We start from the raw sequence: 22,144 nt of genomic DNA, 5'->3' as shown, positions 1-22,144 counted from the left end.
GCCCGTCACACCATCCGGGACCGCACCCGCTCCGAAGTCCTGCTGACAGCTCGAACCGGGGGGTGTGCCATCGTGACCACGGTGACCACCACGACCGAGGACGACCTGGTGGCCGCCGCGCGCGGCGACCAGCACGCGTTCGCGGCGTTCTACGACGCCACCGCCGGGGCGGTGCACGGCACCGTCCTGCGGGTCCTGCGCGACCCGGCGCAGTCCGAGGAGGTCGTCCAGGAGGTCTTCCTCGAGGCGTGGCGCACGGCCGCCCGCTTCGACCCGGCCCGCGGCACCGCCCGCGGGTGGGTCGTCACCATGGCTCACCGCAGGGCCGTGGACCGGGTGCGGGCGGCCCAGGCCAGCACCCTGCGGGACGAACGGGTGGGGCTGCGCGAGGTGCCCCCCTACGACAGCGTGAGCGAGGAGGTGCAGGACGTGCTGGACGCCGACGAGGTGCGCCGGGCGCTGACGTCGCTCACCCCCGTGCAGAAGCAGGCCATCGACCTCGCCTACTACGGCGGTCGCACCCACCGCCAGATCGCCGAGGACCTCCAGCTGCCCCTGGGCACGGTCAAGACGCGCCTGCGGGACGGGCTGACCCGGTTGCGCGACGCGCTGGGGGTGGGGGACCGGTGAAGCGCCACGAGACCCGCCACGAGACCCGTGACGACCCGCTGCTCGCGGCGGCCTGGGCGCTGGACGCCCTCGACGACGACGAACGCGCCGCCTACGAGGAGCGCCTGCGGTCCCACCGGGACGAGCGTGCCGACGCGGACTCGTTGCGCGAGACCGCCTCCCGCCTGTCCGTCGGCACGCCCGCGCCCCCGCACCTGCGCGCGGCGGTGCTCGCCGCCGTCGCGGACACCCCCCAGGAACCGGCGCCGGCGAACGTCGTGGACCTGCCCGCGCACCGGGCCCGCCGGCGCGGACCCTCGCGCTGGAGCGCCCTCGTGGCGGCCGCGGGCATCCTCCTGGGCGCGGTCGGTCTCGGGGTGGGGGTCGTGAACCGCTCCGGCGGGTCCGACGTCAGCGCCCAGCAGGAGGCCAGGGACCGGATCACCGACCTGCTCACCCGTCCCGGGGTGCGCGTCTCGACCGTGGGGGCGAGCGGGGGCGGGACGGCCACCCTCGTGCAGGCCGGGGGTGAGGTCGGCGTGCTGACGTCCGGGTTGCCCGACGCGGGCCCGGGGCGGGGGTACCAGTTGTGGCTCGCCGAGGGGGAGGACCTGACGTCGGCCGGGATGCTGCACGTGACGTCCTCGGGGGGTTCGGCGGTCGTGGTGCCGGCCGCCGCGGCGACGGGGGTCGGGATCTCGGTGGAACCGGACGGTGGTTCCCGGCAGCCCACGACGGACCCGGTCGTGTTCACCGACCTGGTGGGGTGAGGTGCGGGAGAAGGGACTCGAACCCTCACGCCCGGAGGCACAGGAACCTAAATCCTGCGTGGCTGCCAGTTACACCACTCCCGCTCGCGCGCCAGACTACTGGTCGAGCCCGAGATCCTTCCGGAGCTTGGCGACGTGGCCCGTGGCGCGCACGTTGTACTGCGCCAGTTCCACCACCCCCTGCGGGTCCACCACGACCGTCGAGCGGATGGTCCCGACCGACGTCCGGCCGTAGTTCGTCTTCTCGCCCCACGCCCCGTACGCCTCGTGCACCGCGTGGTCGGGGTCGGACAGCAGCGGGAACGTGATCCCGTCCCGCTCGGCGAACGAGGTCAGCTTCGCCACACCGTCCTTGGAGATCCCCACCACGGTGAACCCGGAGGCGTTCAGCGCGTCGAGGGAGTCGCGGAAGTCGCAGGCCTGCGTGGTGCAGCCCGGTGTCATCGCGGCCGGGTAGAAGTAGGCGACGACGTGCCGGCCGGTGGCCAGCAGGTCACTCAGCGACACCGCCCGGCCGTCGTGCGCGGTCAGCGTGAAGTCGGGGGCGTGCTCACCGGGTGCCAGGCGCGTCATGGACGGCGACCCTACGTCCCCGCCCGCGAGCCCCCGCGGGAGACCCGGCCCCGTCTCCGGTACGGTTCGCGGGACGTCCAGAGGAACACAGGAGGTGGCCGTGGCGGCCAGCGACGGCAAGGCCGAGATCACGACCAGCGACCCGCGCGCTCTCGAGCGCGAGGTGGAGGTTCGCCGAGCCGCGCTCGCGGGCACGATCGACGAGCTGACCGACCGGCTCGCGCCCAAGACGATCGCCCGGCGCTCGTTCGCGGACGTCCGCGGCCGGGTCCACTCCTTCACCTTCGACCACCGCGGGGGCCTGCGCGTCGAACGCGTCGCCGCCGTCGGTGTCGCGGTCCTCGGCGTGACGACGTTCGTCGTCGTCCGCGCGGTGCGCAAGCGCCGCTGAGCCCCGTGAGCACCCCTGACCAGCTGCCCGTGCGGATGCTGCACGACCGCGTCCTCGTGCAGCCCGACGACGCCGCCGAGCGCAAGTCCTCCGCGGGCATCCTCATCCCGGCCACGGCCGCCGTCGGCAAGCGGCTGACGTGGGCCGCGGTGGTGGCCGTGGGGCCGCACGTGCGGCAGGTCGCGACGGGGGACAAGGTCCTGTTCGACCCCGAGGACAAGGCCGAGGTCGAGCTGCACGGCAAGGGGTACACCCTGCTGCGCGAACGCGACCTGCACGCCGTCGCCGCCCCCGGCGAGGACGGCGGCCGGACCGGCCTCTACCTGTAGGCCCGGACCGCTGAACCGGTACTCCCCGCTCGACGTCGGCGGCCCGTCCCCGCTCGACATGGTCCGCGCGGTCCCCCGGATCATGCGGGCTCCCCACCTGTTCCTGGCCGAGGTCACCGCCCGGCACGGGGCGGTGGCCGCGATCCCGCTGCCCCGCACGCCGGTCCTCGTCCTCGCCGACCCGGCCGGGGTCCGCCGCGTGCTCGTGGAGAACGCCCGCGCGTACGGCAAGGCGACGATCCAGTACAACGCCCTGGCCACCGTCACCGGGCCCGGTCTGCTGGCCGGGGACGGGCAGCGCTGGCGCACCCACCGCCGCGTCGTGCAACCCGCCTTCCACCACGCCGGTCTGCGCGACGTCGCCGCGCACGCGGTCCAGGCGGGGCGGCGGCTGGCCGCCGAGGCGGACGCGCTGACCCCCGGGCAGCCGATGGAGGTCCTGGACGCGACGTCCCGCGCCGGGCTCGAGGTCGTCGGGCACACCCTCGCCGCCGCCGACCTCTCCCGCGACGCGCCCCTGCTCGTCGACGCCGTCGGCCGGGCCCTGGAACTCGTCGTCCGGCGCGCGGCCAGCCCCGTCCCCGGTGCCTGGCCCACGCCCTCCCGCGCCCGCCTCGCCCGCGAGGTCGCCGCCATCGACGACGTCTGCGCACGCATCCTCGCCGACCGGGCGCGGCGGACGCTGGAGGACCCGCGCGACCTCGTCGGGCTCATGCTCGCCGCCGGGATGGACCACCGGCAGGTCCGCGACGAGCTCGTGACCTTCGTCGTGGCCGGCCACGAGACCGTCGCCAGCTCCCTCACCTGGACGCTGGACCTGCTCTCGCGCGAGCGGACCGCCCTCGCCCGCGTGCACGCCGAGGTCGCCGCCCTCGACGCGGAGCCCGGCTGGGACGACCTGCCGCGGCTGCCGTACCTGCGCGCCGCGGTCGACGAGGCGCTGCGGCTGTACCCGCCGGCGTGGGTGATCACCCGCCAGGCGCTCGCCGACGACGTGGTGGCCGGGGTCGCGGTCCCCGTCGGGACCCTCGTCATCGTCAGCACCTGGGCGCTGCACCGCGACCCCGCGCTGTGGGAGGACCCGGCCGCCTTCCGGCCGGAGCGGTTCGCCGGACCCGAGCGGCGCGAGCACTACGTCCCCTTCGGTGCCGGCCCCCGCCTGTGCATCGGCCGCGACCTCGCCCTCGTCGAGGAGGTCCTCGTCCTCGCCTCCCTCCTGCGCACCCACACCGTCCGCCCCGCCGGGCCGCCGCGGCCCGTCGACGCGCTCGTGACCCTGCGCCCGCGCGGGGGGCTGCCCCTGCACGTGGAACGCCTGCCAGGCTGAGGCCGTGAGCAGCCGCAAGGAGACGTTCGTGTTCCGCCCCGAGGACGGGGTCCCGCCCCGGGTGGGCCCGTTCGCCCACGCCACGCGCCTGGGCGACCTCGTCTTCGTCACCGGGCAGATGCCCACCGATCCCGCGACCGGTCTGCTCGTGGGGGGCGGGGTCCAGGAGCAGGCCGAGCAGGTGCGCGCGAACCTCGTGGCCGTCCTGGCCCAGCTCGACCTCACCCTCGACGACGCCCTCCACGTCCGCGTCCACCTGCGCGACTTCGAGGGCGACTTCGCCGCCTTCAACGAGCGCTACCGCACGTGGTTCGACGGTCCGCTGCCCGCCCGCACGACGGTCGGCGTGACGGGGCTCGCCGTCGGGGCCCTCGTCGAGATCGACCTCGTCGCCGGACGATAGGCGGGCCCGCGCGGCTCAGGTCCGGGACGCCGCCGAGGACGGCCGCCCCGCGGTCCTGCGCGAGCGCAGCCGGACGTCGTCCCACCCGCTCGACACGGCGGTCCGATCAGGGCATCTCCATCGTCTCGGCCCGGCGGACCTCCGCCAACGCCGGGTCCAGGGCCCGCCGCAGGGGGCGTCCCGGCCCGGTCGCCAGGTCGTGCACGAGCAGCAGCGCGTGCGCCAGCACCAGGGTGTGACCGAGCCGGGGCACCTCCTCGGGGTCGGGGTGCTCCCCGAGGGCGGCCACGAGCACGACGACGAGGACCCGCGGGTCCAGCTCCGCGAACCACCCGGCCCGGCCGGCCGTCGCCGTCACCGCGGCGCGCAGGTCGTCGGCGTCGAGGCCGTCGGGGTGCTGCTCCTCCAGCGACCGGCGCAGGACCCAGCCGAGCACCACCCGCGCCTGCTCGGCGTCGAACGCGGCGAGGTCGGCCGTCGCCGCGCCGAAGCCGTCCGCGTCGGCCCGGGCGGCGGCGTCGACGGCGCGCGTGAGGAGGCGGGTGAGCAGGGTCGGGTCGGCCGGTGCGGGACTCACCCGCCTACCCTGCCCGACGTGCCCCTGGACCGCGTGCCCGACCTCACCGCGCTGCGCCTGCTCGTCGCGGTCGTGGAGACGGGGTCGATCGGGCGGGGGGCGCGACGGGTGGGGATGACCCAGCAGGCCGCCTCGGACCGGTTGCGGGCCGTGGAGTCCCAGGTGGGCGTCGCCCTCCTGCACCGCAGCCGTCAGGGGTCGCGACCCACCGAGGCCGGCACCCTGCTGACGGGGTGGGCCACCCGCCTGCTCGAGGTGGCCGAGGAGGTCGCCGAGGGCATCGGGACGTTGCGCGCCGACCGGACGGCGCCCCTGCGGGTGGCCGCCAGCATGACGATCGCCGAGCACCTCCTGCCCCGGTGGCTGCTCGTGCTGCGCCAGCGCTCCGGGACGGGGGGAGCGGCGTCGCAGGCGGTGGAGCTGCTCGCGACGAACTCGGTGCGGGTGCTGGCCGCCGTCGCGGACGGGGAGGCCGACCTCGGGTTCGTCGAGGGACCGGGCGTCCCGCGGGGGTTGCGCAGCCGCGAACTCGTGCGCGACCACCTCGTCGTGGTCGTCGCCCCCGGCCACCCCTGGACGCGCCGGCGTCGGCCGGTCGAGGCCGCCGAGCTGGCCAGGACCGCGCTCGTCTCGCGCGAGCGCGGGTCGGGGACGCGCGAGGTGCTGGACCGGGCGCTCACCGCGGTCGGCCTGGAGCCGGTGCCGCCCGCGGTCGAGCTGACGACGGCGACCGGTGTGCGCGAGGCGGTCCGGGCGGGGGCCGGTGTCGCCGTCCTCAGCCGGCTCGCCGTCGCCGACGACGTCGACGCCGGGCGGCTGCGTGCCGTCGAGGTGCGGGGGCTGGACCTGAGCCGTGCCCTGCGGGCGGTGTGGACGGGTGCCGCCCGGATGGCTCCCGGGCCGGCCCGGGACCTCCTCGGCATCGCCGCGGCGGGTACCTGACCCCGCGGCCCTCAGCAGTTCAGCCCGGTCCGCAGCGCCTGGAGGTTCTCGCGCATGAGCGAGAGGTAGTCCTGGCCCTCGTCGACGCGCTCGACGGGGTGCAGCACCGCGGTGCGCAGGCCGAGGTCGCCGGCGAGCTTGGCCGCCACCGCGGGGTTGGCGGTCTCCTCGAAGAAGATGGTGGTGACGTCGTTCTCCCGGGCCACCTCCATGACGTCGCGGACGCGCGCGGGGGAGGGTTCCACCTCCGGGTCCACCCCGGCGATCCCGATCTGCCGCAACCCGTACCGCTGCGCGAGGTAGGCGAACGCCTCGTGCGAGGTGACGAGCGCGGCGTCCCGGCACCCGGCGAGCGCCGTGGCGTAGTCGGCGTCCAGCCGGCCCATCTCGGTGGCGAAGGCGGCGGCACCGGCCTCGTAGTCCGCGGCGCCGTCGGGGTCGACCTCGCTGAGCTCGGCGGCCACGTCGTGCCCGAGGGAGGCCATCCGGACCGGGTCGAGCCAGAAGTGCGGGTCCCGCTCGTCGTCGGCGTAGCGCTCGGCGTCGACGAGGTGCTGCGGCGGCCGGGCGCTCAGCGCGGTGTCGATCGCGGGCTGCAGGCCGCTGAGGTGGACGACCACGTCCGCGTCGACCACCTCGGCCACCTGACGCGTCGAGATCTCCGTGCCGTGGCTGTCGTCCCCGGCCGCCAGGATGCTCGACACGCTCGCGCGGTCGCCGGCCACGGCCTCGGCGGCGTACTGCAGGGGGTGCGACGTGGTCACCACGGTCGTCCCGTCCGCCCCGCCGGCCCGCGGGTCCGGGGACCCGCAGGCGGCGAGGAGGGCGACGGCGACGAGGCCGCCGAGGAGGGGGGCCGACCTCACTCGGTGACCTCACCGGGGACGGCGGTCAGCTCGTTGGGGGTGACGTCCAGCGTGCCGCTCGCGTAGACCTCGCCGGTCTCGATGTCGACCGCGTGGATCTCCTTCGTGGCCGGTTCGGTGACGTAGGCGGTGCCGTCGAGGGTGAAGACCTGCGGCTGCGGGGCCTGCCAGTCCTCCTGGACCTCCCAGGGGTCGACGACCGGCGTGGACCGCGTGACGGTCCCGGCGGCGGTGTCGATGAGGTGCAGCTGACCGTCGGTGCCGAGCACGACGCCCTCGCCGTTCTCGCCGCGTCCGAGCGAGCGGTACCAGTAGGAGGTGCCGCCGGGCAGCTCGACCAGGCGCAGGGTGGCGTCGGTGGTGTCGACGAGGGAGACGCGGGTGGTGAGGTCGATCTCCGCGTCGGGGTCGGACTTGTAGTCGCCGAGCACGATCGGGGACTCCTCGGTGCCCCACTGGTTGCCGATGCGGCCGTAGGCGTCGGGGCTGGTGACCTTGGTGATCTCGGTGCCCTTGACGACGAGGACGCCGTCGCTGCAGCCGATGACGACGGTCTCGTCGGCGGCGACCGTCTCGCCGTGGGTGCCCGGGCACTGGTCGTTCGCGGCGATCTCGGCGTTCTGCGCGTCGAGGACCCGGATGCCCGTCCGGGCCTCCTCGGTGCCCTCGGTGACGACCATCGTCCCGTCGCTGCGCTCGACGGCGACCCCGTGGTGGGCGGAGGGGGTGGTGTACTCGCGCGCTTCGCCCTCCGCCACGGCGTCGTGCGCCACGTGCTCGGAGTCGAAGGACACGACGTCGCCGGTGCCGTCGTCGAAGAGGGTGGTCTTGCCGGCGTGCCGGACGACGTGACCGGGCTTCTCGGCGTCGTAGACCACGTCGGTGTCCCGGGGTTCGGCCGTGTAGTAGTGCGAGTGGTCGCCGTGCGGCTCGCTCCAGGCCCCGGAGTCCACGACGTGGAAACCGCCGTCGGCCGAGACCATCACGTGCCGGCCGTCCCCGGCGGGGTTCAGGCGGGCGAAGCCGTCGAAGGGCAGGTCGGCGAGGACCTCGAACGTGGAGCCGTCGAGGACCTGCACGCCACCGTCGTAGGTCACGGCCACCCGGGTCTTGGCGGCTCCGGCCTCGGTGGGTTCCGGGGTCGAGGAGGCCGTGGACCCGGTGGTGTTCGGCGGTGCGGCCGGGGTGTCGGTGCTGCTGCCGCCGCAGGCGGCCAGCAGGGACAGCGAGAGTGGGAGGGCGGTCAGGGTGAGCAGGGGGCTGCGGCGCACGGTGGTCGTCCAACCTGGTCGGGAGCTGTGAACGGCGGAACCGTAGCACGACTGAGAACCGTTATCGACAGGCGGTCGGCGATCTCCGGTCGAGAAGAGGGCCGGTCTGTGGTGGGGTGAGGTCCGTGGACGACGACACCGAGATCGCCGAGGTCGAGCTGGTCGAGCTGGTCGAGCACGAGCCGAGCGAGATCACGTACGACGAGCAGCGCTACCCCGCCCGACCGCGGTCGCTGCGCCGCCCCCGGCCGCAGGCGCGCCTGCGCGGCACGGACGCGCCGCCGCGGCCCGAGGCCGGGGAGGGCGCCGCCGACGGGTCCAACCCCGAGTACGTGCAGTGGCTGCTCGTCCAGTCGATGCTCGCGGACGCGGAGAAGATCAGCCGGCAGTTCTCCGGCAAGGCCAGCATGTGGCAGAACCCGTACGCCAAACCCGACCCGCGCCGCGCCGTCGACACCGCCGCCGTCTGGTTCACCGCCTACCCCATCTCGCTCGTCACCCGGCCGGGACGGTCGTTCCTGGGCTCCCTGGGCGACCCGGACCTGTGGCAGGCGTTCCAGCGCATCGGGATCGACGCCGTGCACACCGGCCCGGTGAAGTCGGCCGGCGGGCTCGACGGGTGGCGGCAGACCCCCAGCGTCGACGGTCACTTCGACCGCATCTCCACGGAGATCGACCCGATGTTCGGGACCGAGGGGGAGTTCCGCCACCTGTGCGAGGTGGCGGCCGACCACGACGGCAGCGTCATCGACGACATCGTCCCCGGGCACACCGGCAAGGGGGCGGACTTCCGCCTCGCCGAGATGGCCCACGAGGACTACCCGGGCATCTACCACATGGTCGAGATCCCCGCCGAGCACTGGGACCTGCTGCCCGACGTGGCGCCCGGCCACGACGCGGCGAACCTCGACGCCGCCGCCGAGGCTGCGCTGTCCGAGCTCGGGTTCATCATCGGCCAGCTGCAGCGCGTCATCTTCTACGCGCCCGGCATCAAGGAGACGAACTGGTCGGCCACGCGCGAGGTGGTCGGCGTCGACGGTGTCACGCGGCGCTGGGTGTACCTGCACTACTTCAAGCAGGGCCAGCCCTCGGTGAACTGGCTCGACCCGTCCTTCGCCGGGATGAAGCTCGTCATCGGCGACGCCCTGCACTCCCTGGGTGACCTCGGCACGAGCGCGCTCCGCCTGGACGCCAACGGGTTCCTCGGCGTGGAGAAGAGCGTCGAGGGACCGGCCTGGTCCGAGGGCCACCCGTTGTCCGAGGCCGCGAACCACCTCATCGCGGGCATGGTCCGCAAGGTCGGGGGTTTCACCTTCCAGGAGCTCAACCTCACGATCGAGGACATCCGCGACACCTCCGAGGTCGGCGCGGACCTGTCATACGACTTCATCACCCGGCCCGGGTGCCAGCACGCCGTCGCCACCGGGGACACCGAGTTCCTGCGCCTGTGTCTGCGCCAGGCCCTGGAGCTGGGGGTGGACCCGGCCTCCCTCGTGCACGCCCTGCAGAACCACGACGAGCTCACCTACGAACTCGTCCACTGGGCGACGAGGCACTCCGAGGACGAGTACGAGTTCCGCGGTGCGACGGTCACCGGTGGGGTGCTGGCCGAGACGGTGCGCGCCGACCTGGTCGAGCGGCTGACGGGGGAGAACGGCCCCTACAACCTCGTCTTCACGACGAACGGCATTGCCTGCACCAGCGCCAGCGTCATCGCGGCCAGCCGTGGTCACCGCGAGCTCGACGCCCTCACCGAGGACGACGTCGAGCAGATCAAGCGCGCGCACCTGCTGATGGCGATGTTCAACGCCTGGCAGCCCGGCGTCTTCGCCCTGTCGGGCTGGGACCTGCTCGGCATGCTCCCGCTGCCCGTCGAGAGCGTCAAACCCCTCCTGACCTCGGGGGACACGCGCTGGATCGAGCGCGCCGGGCACGACCTCATGGGCGTCGCCCCCGAGGCGACGATGTCGGCCTCGGGCATCCCCGTCGGCCGTTCCCTCTACGGGACGATCCCGCAGCAGCTGCAGGACGAGAACTCCTTCGCGAACAAGCTGGCCCAGGTGCTCGAGGTGCGGCGCACGAACCGCATCGCCACCTCCCGGCAGATCGACATCCCGCCGGTCGCGCACCCCAGCATGCTCGTCATGGTCCACGAGCTGGACCCGGCCGACCACGGTGGCCGGACCGCCCTGCAGGTCACGGTGCTGAACTTCGGTGCCGAGACCGTCGAGGGGTCGGTGCGCTCGGAGCACTTCACCCCGCGCGTTCCCGTCACGGACCTGTCCAACGGTGGTGAGATCGGCTGGGTCGACGACCTCAAGAGCTTCGGGGTCTGGCTCAAGCCCTACGCGGGGTTGTCGCTGCTGCTGCGGGAGAACGACCCCGAGGAGGAGATCCGCGGATCCCAGGGGGCCAACGGTTAGCGCACGAAGGGGTACCCTGCCCGCGTGAGGACCGAGGACCCGCTGACGCTGGAACGGCAGGTCTGCTTCGCCCTCGTGGTCGCCGCCCGCACGGTGCTGTCGGTGTACCGGCCCGTGCTGGAACCCCTGGGCCTGACGCACCCGCAGTACCTGGTGATGCTGGCGCTGTGGGGGAGCGAACCGCTGTCGGTCAAGGAGTTGTCCGAGACCCTGCAGCTGGACCCGCCCACGCTCTCCCCGCTGCTGAAGCGGCTGGAGGCCCAGGGCCTGCTGGAGCGGCGACGGCTGCCCGAAGACCGGCGCAGCCTCGCCGTCACCCTCACCGCGCCGGGACGGGAGCTGCGGCAGGAGGCGTTGCGGGTGCCCGGGCAGGTCGTCGAGCGCCTCGGCGTGGACGTGGGCGAGCTGGAGCGTCTGCGTGACGGGCTCACGCGCGTCATCGACGCCGCGACGGCCGCCGACGTCAGTCGAGGTCGGTGACGCGCCGGCCCAGCAGGGACAGCGCCAGCTCGCAGAACGTCGAGTCCGCCCAGGAGAACCACTCGCGCGTCCACCGCGAGGGGTCGTCGACGTGGAAACCCTCGTGCACGTGCCCGGTGCCGTCGTCGCAGTCGGCGACGAGGCGCAGGGTCCGCACCGCCTCCTCCTCGTCCCCGCTGGTCAGGGCCTGCACGCACAGGGCGATGGGCCAGACGTGGCGGTCGGGCGTGTGGGGGCTGCCGATGCCCGTCGCGGCGCTCCCGCGGTGGAACCAGGGGTTGGTCTCGGACAGCACGAGCCCGCGGGTCGCGACGTACAGCGGGTCGTCGGCGCGGCAGGCGCCGAGCAGGGGCAGCGAGAGCAGGCTCGGCACGTTCGCGTCGTCGGCCAGCAGCGCGCCACCGAGGCCGTCGACCTCGTAGGCCCAGACGCGGCCGTGCCCGGGGTGCTGCACGACGCCGTGGGCGGCGACGGCCTCGCGCAGCTCGGCGGCCAGGGTCGCGGCGTCGTGCGCGAGACCGGCGTCGTCGAACACCTCGCGCGCGAAGGTGGCGACGTGGTCCAGCGCCCGGGCGGCGAAGAGGTTCGCGGGGACGTTGTAGCCGTGCTCGCACGCGTCGTCGCTGGGCCGGAAACCCGACCACGTCATGCCGGTGCGGGCCACGGGGGTCCCGAGCCCGTCGCGCTCGAGCGTCTCGCTGCGCAGGTCGGTGGGCCGGACGAACCGGTAGGGGGAGCGCTCCTCGTGGTCCTGCTCGACCCGCCACACCTCGACGACGCGCCGCATGGCCGGGTGCGCGTCGGGGCCCAGCAGGTCGTCGCGCCCGGTCGCGCGGCGCAGCCGGTGGGCCAGCAGCACGGGGAAGGCGAGGGAGTCGACCTCGTACTTGCGCTCCCACAGCCAGGGGTCGTCGCTGTTGTCCCCCGGTTCGTGGCACCGGCCGGTGGGGCCGTCGTTGAACGCGTTGGCGTAGGGGTCGTGGCGGATGGCGGCGAACTGCGTCCGCAGGACCCCGGCGATGACGTCGGTCAGACCCGGCGCCTCGTCCAGCAGCAGCAGGTACGTCTGCCACTGCGCGGTGGAGTCGCGCAGCCACATGGCCGGGATGTCGCCCGTCACGACGAAGACGGACCCGTCGGGGCGCACCGTCGGCGTCCGCTCCACCGTCTCGCGCAGGGCCCGGGCGAAGATCGCCCCCACCCGTTCCCCGGCGCGACGGGTCACCTGCTCCGTCAGGTCGTCCACCAGCGTCGTCGGCAGCAGTTCGTCCACCCTCGCGTCCACGGAGCCACTGTAGGGCGCCCCTGGGAACGATCTCAGGAAAACTCGCCAGCCGACGGTGCCGACCCCTCGGCGGGGTTGCCCCCGCCGACGACCCCGCGTCACGAGGGCCTGTCGACGTCCCCGGGCCGGCTGTCGGTCGTGCTCTCGTCGAGCCAGTCCGGTCGGGGAGTCCAGCCGAGCCGGTAGCGCGCGGCCTGCTCGGAGGGGCTGTACGGGCCGAGGGTGAGCTGCAGGCCCCGCAGCGACAGGCGCGCCGCGCGCAGTTCGAGGCGGTGCAGGGGGGAGGCGGCCACCCCGTCCCGGCCCGGGACGCCGGCCAGGTCGGCGAGCGCGGGGGACAGGACGAGCGCACCGGCGCGGGCGATCGGCCGGTAGACCAGGCGTTCGGCGCGCCCCAGTCCCGTCGGGCCCGTGATGAAGGTGCGCAGGTCGTCCGGGACCGGGACCAGCTGCGAGCGGTGCTCGCGCAGGGCCTCGGCGAGCCCGGCCCGGGAGGTGGGCAGGTCCTGCGCCCCGAGCGCCTGCGCGCTGCGCGCCCAGTCGGCGACGTACGCGTCCGCCCACCGCGGCCCGAACCGCGGGGCCAGGTCGTGCCCGCAGGCGTCCTGGGCGGCGAAGAAGGCGTGTCGGTGAAGGCGAGGTGGACCCAGCGCAGCAGGGCGGGGTCGGAGGCGGCGTACGGACGGCCGTCGTGAGCGTGTCCGCGCACGCGCAGGTGCATGTCGCGGACCCGCACCGCCTCGCGCTGCGCCAGCTCGTCGGAGCCGAAGGTCGTCACGACGAGCCAGCGGGCGGTCCCGGCCAGCCGCGCCCAGGGGTCGGTGCGGTAGGTGGAGTGCCGTTGCACCCCGGCCAGGGCCAGGGGGTGGGCCCCCTGCCCCAGGAGGGCGGCCACACCCCCGACGAGGGTGGACAGGTCGCCGTGCACGCGCCAGACGACGCCGTCCGGGTCGAACCACCCCGGGCCCGCGCCGACGGTGGCGATGGACCGCACCCACTCCGGCGCCCCGGTCGGGTCACCCGAGACGCGGCGCCGGAAGCGGGCGCGGACCCGGCCGGAGGTGTTCAGCCCTGCGCCGCCCTCACTTCTCGTAACTGCGCAGCGCGTTGCCCACGCCGAAGAAGGTGGGCGCCCAGTGGCCGACGAAGATGCCCCAGCGGTCGGCGCGGTCGACGCCCGCGTCCTCGGCCTTGCGCGAGATCGTCCAGGCGAGGAAGGACAGCCCGATGCTCGCGAAACCGGCCGTGTAGGCCCACTCGGACTTGATCCCGGCTTCGTGCAGCGACTTGATCACGGTTTCTCCTCGGGTCGTGCGGTGGTCGACGGGTGACTCCTGCATCTGACCGCGGACCGCGCGGGCCCGCCACCGGAGAGCGACCGAACTGTGACCTGGACCACGCATCCACCGGGCCCCCCGGGTCCGAAGAGAGGGGGAGAGGAGGTGACGACGTGCACCGACGAACGACGCAGGACCGGTCCGGCGCGGCCGCGTGGCCGTGGGCCGCCCTGTCCGGGGTGCTGTCCGGGGTGCTGTCCGGGGGGCTGACCCTGGGGGTCGGGTCCCTGCTCGCCGCGTTCCTCGTCCGCTCCTCCGACCCCGTCCTCGGGGTCGGGCAGGAGTTCATCGCCCGCACGCCGGAGTGGCTCAAGGAGTGGGCCATCCGGCAGTTCGGCCAGTCCGACAAGGCCGTCCTGCTCGGGAGCCTGTACGCGACCCTGGCCCTGCTCTTCGTCGTCCTGGGTCTGCTCGCCCGCCAGCACCTCCGCCTCGCCCTGGTGGGGGTGGCCGTCCTGGGGGCGGCCGCGGTGGGGGCGACGCTGAACCGGCCGGACGCGACGGCCCTGAGCTGGCTGCCCTCGGTGGTCGGAACGGTGGCCGGTGCGGCGGCGCTCGTGCTCTGCACGCGCGTCTCACGTCGGCGCGCGAGCGCCGCGGCGTCGGGGCCGTTGTCGCGCCGCTCGGTCGTCCTCGGTGGCGTCGCCGCCGTGGCGGCCGGGAGCGCGGGGGCGGGTGCGGCGGTGACCGCCTCCCGGTCCGTGGCGCAGGCCCGGTCCCGCATCGACCTGCCGGCGCCGGCCTCGCCGGCCGCGCCGCTCCCGGCGGGGATCGACACCGTCGACGGGGTCACGCCGTACGTGACGAGCGCCAAGGACTTCTACCGGGTCGACACGGCGCTGTCCGTCCCCCAGGTGGACGTCTCCACGTGGTCGTTGCGGATCCACGGCATGGTCGAGCGGGAGGTGACGGTCACGTTCGACGACCTGCTCGGAGAGGACCTCGTCGAACGCTGGATGACGATGACCTGCGTCTCGAACGAGGTCGGGGGAAACCTCGTGGGGAACGCCCGCTGGCTGGGGGTTCCGCTGACCCGGCTGCTCGAACGGGCCGGGGTCCAGCCGGACGCGGACATGCTGTTGTCGCGGTCGGTCGACGGGTTCACCGTCTCGACCCCGGTCGCCGACGCGACCGACGGGCGCGCCTCGATGATCGCCGTCGGCATGAACTCCGAACCCCTGACGGACGTGCACGGCTTCCCGGCCCGGATGATCGTCCCGGGGTTGTACGGTTACGTCTCGGCCTGCAAGTGGATCACCGAGATCGAGGTGACCCGGTTCGACCGGCAGACCGCCTACTGGACGGACCGGGGGTGGGCCGAACAGGCCCCGATCAAGACGGCCGTGCGGATCGACGTCCCGGCGCCGTTCGCCAAGGTCCGTTCCGGCGCAACGGTTCCGGTGGCCGGGGTCGCCTGGGCGCAGACCCGGGGGATCTCGCAGGTCGAGGTTTCCGTCGACTCCGGCCCGTGGCGGACGGCGGAACTCCTGCCGTCGGTGGGGGAGAACACCTGGGTTCAGTGGACCGTCGGTCTCGACGACCTGGAGCCCGGGAACCACACGCTGCGGGCGCGGGCCACCGACGGGACCGGCCAGGTCCAGACGGAGACCGTCGCCAAACCCATCCCGGACGGTTCCTCGGGCTGGCCCAGCAAACTGTTCACGATCGTCTAGGACTCAGGTGACGTTTCGGCAACGGCCGGGACGGAACCCGGTTCTCGGGGTGCGGGACGCCCGGGAACCACCGACCATCGAAGTACCGCAAGAGAAACTGAGGAGAAACACCATGTCCACTCTGAACACGACCTCCAACGGCAAGCGCGCGTTCTCCCTCGTGGCCCTCGCCGGTGCCCTCACCCTGGCCGTGGCCGGTTGCGGTGGTTCCGACGACACCACGACGGGTTCCACCCCGGAGATGACGACCTCCTCGAGCTCGTCCAGCTCGATGGCCAGCCCGTCCGACAGCATGACCTCCTCCGGTGAGGCGGACATGATGCCCGTCGGTCCCGGGTGCGCCGACTACGCCGCCCAGGTGCCGAGCGGCGCCGGGTCCGTCGAGGGCATGTCGACGGCGAACGTCACGACGGCCGCCTCGAACAACCCGCTGCTCACCCAGCTGACCGCCGCCGTCTCCGGGCAGCTGAACCCGCAGGTGAACCTCGTCGACACGCTCAACAGCGGCGAGTTCACGGTCTTCGCGCCCGTCGACTCCGCCTTCCAGGCGCTGCCGGCCGACACCGTCAGCACGCTGCAGACCCCCGAGGGCGCGCAGACGCTGACCGACGTCCTGACCTACCACGTGGTCGAGGGGAAGATGACCCCGCAGGAGCTGCTCGACGCGGGCTCCGTGTCCACGGTCCAGGGCCAGGACGTGATGGTCGACGGCGCCGCCGACAACCTCACCGTCAACGGGGCCAACGTGATCTGCGGCAACGTGCAGACCTCCAACGCCACGGTCTACCTCATCGACTCGGTGCTGATGCCGCCGTCCTGACCGACGGTGCGACCGTCACCGTCGCGGCACCGATCGCCGCGACGGGACGGTCCGCGGGCAGACCCGGCGGCCTGCCGGTCCAGCGCACGCCCCACGGCGTGCAGGACCGGCAGGCCGTTCGTCGTTCGGGCCCCGATGCGCACGGCGGCGCCGTCAGGTCGCGGCCCGCAGCAGCGCGTGCCGCACGGGGTCGAAGGCGGCCAGGCTGTCGGCCAGGCCGCCGGGACGGGACCGCAGGGCCCAGCAGGCGCGGTGCTCCTCGAGCAGGTCGTCGAGCTCGGTGAGCAGCCGGGGGGCGAGCCCCGCGTCGAAGGACCCGTCCTGCCCCCGCGCCCGGAACACCCGGACCGCGAACTCCGCCAGGTGCAGGGCCTGCGTCAGCTCGCGCACGACGACGTCGCCGTCGGAGCACGCCGGGTCGCCCGCCCGCAGGTCGTGCAGGCACGACAGCAGCTCGGCCTGCGCCGCGTCCAGGGCCCCCGGGGCCGGGACGGCCCACGACTTCAAGCGATCCGGCTCGCGCAGGACCAGGCACAGGGGGGAGGCGTTGAGCAGCGGAGCGCCGAGCCGGGCGCAGACCCCACCGGCGCGCACCAGGACGTCCCCGACGACGCGGTGCGGGTCGAGCAGCAGCGCGTCGGACAGGACGGCGGCCACGTCGACGTCGCGGTTGGCCTCCAGCGACCAGGACACCGCCCCGCCGAACAGGACCGGGCCGAAGGCGACCGACGGCGGGTCCCAGTGCCCGTGGTCGCCCCAGGAGGTGTTGAGGTACCCCTGCGCGCCGTTGGCCAGACCCACCTCGGCGGCGTCGACCATGTTCCCGACGGCGTTGTCCCACCGTCCCAGCAGCGAGTTCCAGTTGCTCGCCCCCGGGGCGACCCAGAACGGCACGCCCGCTTCGAGCAGCAGCTTGGCGCGGTCGCGGAAACCGTCGCGCAGGGCGGTGACGTCGACGCCGAGGGACTCCCACTCCTGGACCTGACCCGGCGAGGCGGCGTCCAGGACCTCGGCCAGGAGCTGGGGGGAGTCGTACTGCCACACGACCGGGACCGCCCCGGCGGGGACCTTGTCCATGAGCTCGGGGTGGTCCCCGAAGACGTCGGCCCAGAACTCGACGGTGTACCCGCGGTCCAGCCAGGGCCGCAGGACGCTCGTCACGTACTCCCAGTAGACCGTCCCCAGGCCGGCCTCCTCCGCGCGCCGGGCGCTCTTGCCCGTGCCCAGCTCGAAGGGTTCGTCGGCGCCGACGTTGAGGCGGCGCGTGCGGAAGTTCGGGGTCACGTCCTCCAGCAGACCCGTCACGAACTCCGCGTTCTCGGCGGTGGGTTCCAGGGTGCTCGGCGGGCGGTGCACACCGCGCATCGTGGAACCGTCCTCGTTCTCCGCGCGCCGGGCGTGCCGCGGGTGCTTCAGGAATCGTTCCATGTGGCCGAGCGTGTTCTGGTTGCACACCAGCTCGATCCCGCGGGAGGCGCACAGCGCGTCGAGCCAGCGCAGGTCCCCGGCCGTCAGCGGCGAGGCGTCCTGCCACACCTCCTGCTCGCCGCGGAACGCGTACGTGTGCTCGGTGTACAGCTCGAAGGCGTTGACGCGGGCCAGGTCCAGCACGTCGACCCAGCGGGCCAGCGTGCGCCGGGTGGGGACCCGGTCACGGCTGACGTCGAGCATGAAACCGCGCACGGGGAAGTCGGGGTGGTCGCCGATGTCGTAGGAGGTCGTCGAGAACCCCGGGTCGGCGCGCAGCTGGTCCAGCGTGGCCAGGGCGTAGCGCAGCCCCGCGGCGTCGGCGTGGGTCACCGTCGTGCCCTCGGTCGAGGTCTGCAGACGGTAGCCCTGCGCGGGGGTCGAGGGGTCCAGCACGACGCGCAGGGGGGCGTCCGCCGCGGGTCCGGCCCCCGTCGTGCTCGTCATCGACCGCGGGCGGGGGAACGGGGTGACGGGCACGAGGAGTTCTCCTGGTTCGAGGGGTTTGCGCGAGTCTAGGGAGTTCTGCGTCGCAGAGGAACCCTCAGCCGAAACCGAACTCACCGGACAGGACGAGCGCGGCGGCACCCGTGAGGACACCGTCCCCGCCGAGGCGGGCCATCCGCAGGTCGACCGCGCCGCTCGTGGCCGGCAGGCAGGCGCCCGCCACGAACTCCCGCGCGGCGTCGAGCAGCGGGCCGTCGAGGAGTTCTGCCGGCCCGGTGAGCAGGACCTCCTCGAGGTTCAGGGCGGCGACGACGGGGGCGAGCACCGCCCCGAGCCGGCGTCCCGCCTCCCGCAGCGCGGTCCGCCGGCCCGAGGCCGTCCGACCGGCGACCGCCTCGAGCAGGTGCGCCGTCCCCAGGCAGGTCTCCAGGCAACCGCGACGACCGCAGCTGCACTGCGGCCCACGCGGGTTCACCGTCAGGTGGCCGATCTCACCGGCGGCCAGGCCGTGCCCTCGCACGAGGTTCCCCTCCAGCACGAGGCCGGCCCCGACGCCCCGGCCGATCGCGACGAGCAGGAAACCCGAGGTGGAGGCGTCGGCGTAGGTGAACTCCGCCAGGGCGGCGGCGTCGGCGTCGTTGGCGACGTGGACGCCCGTGCCGAGCCGCGCGCCGAGGTGGTCGGCGAGGTGGACCTCGCGCCAGCCCAGGTTCGCGGACTCGGGCACGACGCCGTGGGCGTCCACCATCCCGGGGAGGCCACCCCCGCTCCCACGGCCCCCGAGGTCGGTCGTCTCCTCGTGCACCACGGTCCCGCCGAGGTCGAGCACCGCCGCCCGCGCCGTCGGCTGGGACTGCAGCTCGACCGCGAGGACGAAGTGCTCGCTCGCGCGCAGCCCCACCATCATCGCCGGTTTGCCCACCCGGCCCTCGGAGCGAGGGCCCAGCTCGGCGACCAGGCCCTCGGAGAGGAGGTCCCCGACGATCTCGGAGACGGTCACGCGTGTCAGCCCGGTCGTGCGAGCCAGGTCCGCGCGCGAGGCCGGACCGTCGTGGAACAACAGGCCCGGCAGCACGGCGCCCCGGACGTCGCGACGCTCAACGCCGGCCGCGACATGGCCCGGTACCGCGACCACCTGCACGGGCAGGTGCGGGAACTGCTGACCCGGTACGGGCGCATCTCCCACCTGTTCTTCGACTTCTCCTACGCCGACGACGACCACGAGCCCGGCGCGTGGAACGGCAAGGGCGCGCAGGACTGGGGCAGCGAGGAACTGCTCGCGACGGTGCGCGAGCTGCAACCCGCGATCGTCGTCAACGACCGGGACGAGCTGCGGGAGAAGCCGGCGGACCTGCTCGTGCGGATGCTCGTCGACGGGGTGTCCAAGGGCGGCAACCTGCTGCTGAACGTGGGCCCGAACGCCCGTGGCCGGTTCTCCCCGTCGGCGGCCCGCACGCTCGACGCGATCGCGGGCTGGATGGAGCTGCACGCCCGGTCCGTGCACGGAACCGGGCCCGCGCAGGCGGGGATCGCCACGTCGGCGGACGCCCGCCTCACCCAGCGCGGTGACCGGCTCTACGTCCACCTGTTCGCCTGGCCGCTGCGGCACCTGCACGTCACCGGGCTGGCCGGCCGGGTCGAGCACGCCCAGCTCCTCGACGACGCGTCGGAGGTGCGGTTCACCGAGGCGGACCCCTCGGTGCGGGCCTACGGCACGGGGATGGGCAGGTTGCCCGCGGGCACCACCACCTTCGAGCTGCCGGTGGTGCGACCGGACGTCCTCGTGCCCGTGGTCGAGGTGTTCCTCCGGCGGTGACCCAGGTGGTGACTCAGGTGGTGACTCAGGTGGTGAACACGTCGGCCAGGGTGCCGAGGGCGGCCAGCCGGTCGTCCCCGGTCGGCAGGAGCGCGACCTCGTCCAGCCCCGCCCCGCCCAGCGCGGCGATCCGGGTGCGGACGTGGTCGGCCGGGCCGGCGAGCGCCAGGTCGTCCACCCACTCCCCGGGCAGCAGCCGGACGAACTCCCCGGCCTCCGGCGTCCGGTCGCGCAGCGCCCGCAGCTCGGCGGCGTAGGGCGAGGCGGCCGTGTGCGCGGCGGCGTCGGGGGTGCCGACCCAGGCGAGCCCGGGGCGCACCGCGTCCCGGGCGCGGTCCGCGTCGGCGTCCACCGCCGCGAGTTCGTAGCCGATCAGGCGGTGCGCGGGGCCGGCGCCGGTCTGCTCGCGGGCCGTCCGCGCGTACTCGGCGGTCACGGGTTCGGCCAGCAGCGTGCCGTCGGCGAGGCGGCCGGCCAGCGCCAGCGACTTCGGCCCGCGCACACCGGCCACCACGGGCGGGGGAGTCGCGGGCGGGGTGTCGAGGCGGACGCCGTCGAGGTGGACGTGGTCGCCGTGCAGTGTCACGGTCTCCCCGTGCAGGAGGCGGCGGACGGCGTCGACGTGCTCGGCGAAGGAGGTCAGCGGGCTGCGGGCCCAGGCGCCGGCCTGCCGCATCCACGCCGGCACCCCGTGGCCGAGCCCGAGGGTGAACCGGCCGGGGAACTGCTCGGCCAGCGTCGCGGCCTCCATGGCGGTGAAGACGGGGTTGCGCGCCGCCGCGGGGGCGATGCCCAGCCCGACGTGGACGTGCCCGGTGACGGCCAGCACGGCCGCGGCCTGCGCGAAACCCCCGCGGAACCCGAGGTCCTCGATGACCCACAGGCTCCCGGCGCCGAGCGCGTCGGCGCGCCGGGCGAAGGGGAGGACGTCGGCGGCGGGCAGGTCGCGGGGCAGGACGACTCCGGTGCGCACCCCGCGCACGCTACATTCCGGGGGTGACCGGCGGGGTGAGGTGATCCGCCTCGAGGGCGTCCGGGTCGACGCGCCGGACCGCACGGTCCTGCACCCGCTGGACCTGGAGGTCACCGAACCGTTCACGGTCCTCGTGGGCCCCAACGGGTCCGGCAAGTCCACGCTCCTGCGGTTGCTCGACGGGCTCGTCCTGCCCTCCGCCGGCCGGGTGCTCGTCGACGGCCTGGACCCCGACCGCGACCTGCGGGCGCTGCGCCGGCGGGTGGGTTTCGTCTTCACCGACCCCGACGCCCAGCTCGTGATGCCGACGGCCGTCGAGGACGTCGCGCTGTCGCTGCGCCGCACGGACGTCCGCGACCGCGACGCGCACGCGCGGGGGCTGCTCGCCGAGGCCGGGCTCGGTGAGCTCGCCGACCGGTCCGTGCGCGACGTCTCCTCCGGGCAGCGTCAGCTGCTGGCGCTGACGACCGTCCTGGCGACCCGCCCGCGCGTCGTGCTGGCCGACGAACCCACCACCCTGCTCGACCTGCGGACGGCGCGCCGCGTCGGCGACGTCCTGCGGGACCCGCCCGGCCACGTGGGGCAGGTCGTCGTCGCCACCCACGACCTGGACCTCGCGGTCCGGGCCGACCGGGCGCTGTGGATCGCCGCCGGGCGCGTGCACGCCGACGGACCGGCGCCCGAGGTCGTCGCCGCGTACCGGGCGTGGGCGTGAGGCGCGGGCTCACCGGGCCGCCCCCGCTGCTGGGCACCGCCGAACCGGGCACGTCCGTGCTGCACCGGGCCGGCCCGGGCGCGAAGCTGCTCGCCCTCGTCGCCGTGGGCACGCTCGTCGGTCTCGTCCGCACGCTGGGCGCACCCCCGACCGCCGCGGTTTGGCTGGCGGTCCTGCTGGCCGGCTGCGTCGTCCTGGCGCGCGGCTGCCGGCTGCGCCGCGGCCTGCTGCGCGGTCAGGTGCGCCGGGCCGCGTGGGTGCTCGTCGCGCTCGTCGTCGTGCAGACCTGGCTGCAGGGGCCCTGGGAGGCGGCGGTCGTCGTGGGCGGTCTCCTCACCTGCCTGTGGTCGGCCACCCTCGTCACCGCGACCACCCCCGTCCCGGACCTCCTCGACACCGTCGTCCGGGCGCTGCGGCCCCTGCGCCGCTTCGGTGTGGACCCCGAACGGGCCGGGCTGGCGTTCTCGCTGACGCTGACGAGCGTCCCCGTGGTCGGCCGGCTGCTGGCCGAGTCGCGCGAGGCGGCCGCCGCCCGGGGGCTGGGCGCCAGCCCCCGTGCCCTGCTGGTGCCGACCGTCGTGCGCGCCGTGGCCCACGCCGAGCAGGTGGGGGAGGCGCTGGCCGCCCGGGGACTGGACTGAGGTCCCCGC

The 22,144-nt window shown here is 74.5% G+C and carries 24 protein-coding genes, 1 tRNA gene and 1 pseudogene; 14 read left to right on the top strand and 12 right to left on the bottom strand.

From position 1 onward, the window contains the following. The first annotated feature begins 81 nt into the window (after positions 1-81). Positions 82-630 (top strand): ECF RNA polymerase sigma factor SigK, encoded by a 549-nt coding sequence (gene sigK, locus AB2L28_RS02860; RefSeq protein WP_370717199.1) that lies wholly within the window; start codon positions 82-84, stop codon positions 628-630. Next, on the top strand, positions 627-1,379 hold the full coding sequence (locus tag AB2L28_RS02855) for an anti-sigma factor (protein ID WP_370717198.1): 753 nt from the start codon (positions 627-629) through the stop codon (positions 1,377-1,379). Before sigK ends, AB2L28_RS02855 begins: the two co-directional genes overlap by 4 nt. Positions 1,380-1,381: 2 nt before the next feature. Here the strand turns inward: AB2L28_RS02855 and AB2L28_RS02850 are convergent. Both AB2L28_RS02850 and bcp read right to left on the bottom strand, forming a co-directional pair. Continuing rightward, a tRNA-Leu gene (locus tag AB2L28_RS02850) sits at positions 1,382-1,463 on the bottom strand. 12 nt (positions 1,464-1,475) lie between these two features. Next, on the bottom strand, positions 1,476-1,952 hold the full coding sequence (gene bcp, locus AB2L28_RS02845; protein WP_370717197.1) for a thioredoxin-dependent thiol peroxidase: 477 nt from the start codon (positions 1,950-1,952) through the stop codon (positions 1,476-1,478). A gap of 100 nt (positions 1,953-2,052) precedes the next feature. On the opposite strand from bcp, the gene AB2L28_RS02840 reads away from it, so the two are divergent. The 4 genes from AB2L28_RS02840 to AB2L28_RS02825 are packed head-to-tail and all read left to right on the top strand — an operon-like array spanning position 2,053 to position 4,402. After that, positions 2,053-2,343 (top strand): DUF3618 domain-containing protein, encoded by a 291-nt coding sequence (locus AB2L28_RS02840; protein WP_370717196.1) that lies wholly within the window; start codon positions 2,053-2,055, stop codon positions 2,341-2,343. Positions 2,344-2,378: 35 nt separating this feature from the next. After that, positions 2,379-2,672, top strand: coding sequence for a GroES family chaperonin (locus tag AB2L28_RS02835; RefSeq protein WP_370717271.1), 294 nt, complete (start codon positions 2,379-2,381; stop codon positions 2,670-2,672). Positions 2,673-2,682: 10 nt separating this feature from the next. Next, positions 2,683-3,999 carry a cytochrome P450 gene (locus AB2L28_RS02830; RefSeq protein WP_370717270.1) on the top strand — a complete coding sequence of 439 codons (1,317 nt, stop codon included), beginning with the start codon at positions 2,683-2,685 and terminating at the stop codon, positions 3,997-3,999. A gap of 4 nt (positions 4,000-4,003) precedes the next feature. After that, positions 4,004-4,402, top strand: coding sequence for a RidA family protein (locus AB2L28_RS02825; RefSeq protein ID WP_370717195.1), 399 nt, complete (start codon positions 4,004-4,006; stop codon positions 4,400-4,402). A gap of 106 nt (positions 4,403-4,508) precedes the next feature. On the opposite strand, the gene AB2L28_RS02820 is transcribed toward AB2L28_RS02825, so the two are convergent. Next, on the bottom strand, positions 4,509-4,979 hold the full coding sequence (locus tag AB2L28_RS02820) for a hypothetical protein (protein WP_370717194.1): 471 nt from the start codon (positions 4,977-4,979) through the stop codon (positions 4,509-4,511). An 18-nt stretch (positions 4,980-4,997) separates the two neighbouring features. Between AB2L28_RS02820 and AB2L28_RS02815 the strand changes: the two genes are divergently transcribed. Further along, the gene (locus AB2L28_RS02815; RefSeq protein WP_370717193.1) at positions 4,998-5,921 is read left to right on the top strand and encodes a LysR family transcriptional regulator; all 924 of its coding nucleotides are present in this window, start codon (positions 4,998-5,000) and stop codon (positions 5,919-5,921) included. Between the two features lie 11 nt (positions 5,922-5,932). Here the strand turns inward: AB2L28_RS02815 and AB2L28_RS02810 are convergent, their stop codons facing one another. Together AB2L28_RS02810 and aztD are read right to left on the bottom strand one after the other, a co-directional pair. Continuing rightward, a complete protein-coding gene (locus AB2L28_RS02810; protein WP_370717192.1) occupies positions 5,933-6,787 on the bottom strand; it encodes a metal ABC transporter substrate-binding protein in 855 nt (284 codons plus the stop codon). Then, positions 6,784-8,058: a zinc metallochaperone AztD gene (gene aztD / locus AB2L28_RS02805; RefSeq protein WP_370717191.1), complete on the bottom strand. Its 1,275-nt coding sequence runs from the start codon at positions 8,056-8,058 to the stop codon at positions 6,784-6,786. The genes AB2L28_RS02810 and aztD overlap by 4 nt, the downstream gene beginning before the upstream one ends. A gap of 125 nt (positions 8,059-8,183) precedes the next feature. On the opposite strand from aztD, the gene treS reads away from it, so the two are divergent. Together treS and AB2L28_RS02795 are read left to right on the top strand one after the other, a co-directional pair. Further along, complete coding sequence (gene treS, locus AB2L28_RS02800) at positions 8,184-10,481, top strand: maltose alpha-D-glucosyltransferase (RefSeq protein WP_370717190.1); 2,298 nt, start codon at positions 8,184-8,186, stop codon at positions 10,479-10,481. 24 nt (positions 10,482-10,505) lie between these two features. Further along, positions 10,506-10,961 carry a MarR family winged helix-turn-helix transcriptional regulator gene (locus AB2L28_RS02795; RefSeq protein WP_370717189.1) on the top strand — a complete coding sequence of 152 codons (456 nt, stop codon included), beginning with the start codon at positions 10,506-10,508 and terminating at the stop codon, positions 10,959-10,961. Here the strand turns inward: AB2L28_RS02795 and AB2L28_RS02790 are convergent. The 4 genes and pseudogenes from AB2L28_RS02790 to AB2L28_RS02775 form a co-directional block, all read right to left on the bottom strand. Then, a complete protein-coding gene (locus tag AB2L28_RS02790; RefSeq protein WP_370717188.1) occupies positions 10,945-12,246 on the bottom strand; it encodes a glycoside hydrolase family 125 protein in 1,302 nt (433 codons plus the stop codon). The genes AB2L28_RS02795 and AB2L28_RS02790 overlap by 17 nt on opposite strands. A gap of 98 nt (positions 12,247-12,344) precedes the next feature. After that, entirely contained in the window at positions 12,345-12,539 is a 195-nt protein-coding gene (locus tag AB2L28_RS02785; protein WP_370717187.1) for a hypothetical protein, read from the bottom strand. A gap of 389 nt (positions 12,540-12,928) precedes the next feature. After that, positions 12,929-13,141 (bottom strand): annotated as a pseudogene (locus AB2L28_RS02780) (oxygenase MpaB family protein); the annotation flags it as partial. Positions 13,142-13,328: 187 nt separating this feature from the next. Further along, positions 13,329-13,541 carry a hypothetical protein gene (locus AB2L28_RS02775; RefSeq protein ID WP_366172588.1) on the bottom strand — a complete coding sequence of 71 codons (213 nt, stop codon included), beginning with the start codon at positions 13,539-13,541 and terminating at the stop codon, positions 13,329-13,331. A gap of 155 nt (positions 13,542-13,696) precedes the next feature. Here AB2L28_RS02775 and AB2L28_RS02770 point away from each other — a divergent pair, with 155 nt between their 5' ends. After that, complete coding sequence (locus AB2L28_RS02770) at positions 13,697-15,256, top strand: molybdopterin-dependent oxidoreductase (protein WP_370717186.1); 1,560 nt, start codon at positions 13,697-13,699, stop codon at positions 15,254-15,256. A 112-nt stretch (positions 15,257-15,368) separates the two neighbouring features. Continuing rightward, positions 15,369-16,076 carry a fasciclin domain-containing protein gene (locus AB2L28_RS02765; protein ID WP_370717185.1) on the top strand — a complete coding sequence of 236 codons (708 nt, stop codon included), beginning with the start codon at positions 15,369-15,371 and terminating at the stop codon, positions 16,074-16,076. 153 nt (positions 16,077-16,229) lie between these two features. On the opposite strand, the gene AB2L28_RS02760 is transcribed toward AB2L28_RS02765, so the two are convergent. After that, positions 16,230-18,023 carry a family 20 glycosylhydrolase gene (locus tag AB2L28_RS02760; protein ID WP_370717184.1) on the bottom strand — a complete coding sequence of 598 codons (1,794 nt, stop codon included), beginning with the start codon at positions 18,021-18,023 and terminating at the stop codon, positions 16,230-16,232. Positions 18,024-18,087: 64 nt separating this feature from the next. Beyond that, entirely contained in the window at positions 18,088-18,990 is a 903-nt protein-coding gene (locus AB2L28_RS02755; RefSeq protein ID WP_370717183.1) for an ROK family protein, read from the bottom strand. Between the two features lie 51 nt (positions 18,991-19,041). Between AB2L28_RS02755 and AB2L28_RS02750 the strand changes: the two genes are divergently transcribed. After that, the gene (locus AB2L28_RS02750) at positions 19,042-19,806 is read left to right on the top strand and encodes an alpha-L-fucosidase (protein WP_370717182.1); all 765 of its coding nucleotides are present in this window, start codon (positions 19,042-19,044) and stop codon (positions 19,804-19,806) included. Positions 19,807-19,831: 25 nt separating this feature from the next. Here AB2L28_RS02750 and AB2L28_RS02745 read toward each other — a convergent pair whose 3' ends face one another. Beyond that, positions 19,832-20,779 carry an LLM class flavin-dependent oxidoreductase gene (locus AB2L28_RS02745; RefSeq protein WP_370717181.1) on the bottom strand — a complete coding sequence of 316 codons (948 nt, stop codon included), beginning with the start codon at positions 20,777-20,779 and terminating at the stop codon, positions 19,832-19,834. Between AB2L28_RS02745 and AB2L28_RS02740 the strand changes: the two genes are divergently transcribed. Next, positions 20,772-21,494 carry an energy-coupling factor ABC transporter ATP-binding protein gene (locus AB2L28_RS02740; RefSeq protein WP_370717180.1) on the top strand — a complete coding sequence of 241 codons (723 nt, stop codon included), beginning with the start codon at positions 20,772-20,774 and terminating at the stop codon, positions 21,492-21,494. The two genes, AB2L28_RS02745 and AB2L28_RS02740, sit on opposite strands and share 8 nt — an antisense overlap. Beyond that, positions 21,491-22,135, top strand: coding sequence for a CbiQ family ECF transporter T component (locus AB2L28_RS02735; RefSeq protein WP_370717179.1), 645 nt, complete (start codon positions 21,491-21,493; stop codon positions 22,133-22,135). Before AB2L28_RS02740 ends, AB2L28_RS02735 begins: the two co-directional genes overlap by 4 nt. The last annotated feature ends 9 nt before the right edge of the window (positions 22,136-22,144 follow it).

Origin of the sequence: Kineococcus mangrovi (assembly GCF_041320705.1) — a bacterium.
GTDB lineage: Bacteria > Actinomycetota > Actinomycetes > Actinomycetales > Kineococcaceae > Kineococcus > Kineococcus mangrovi.
This window is presented reverse-complemented; position numbering and strand designations above follow the sequence as displayed.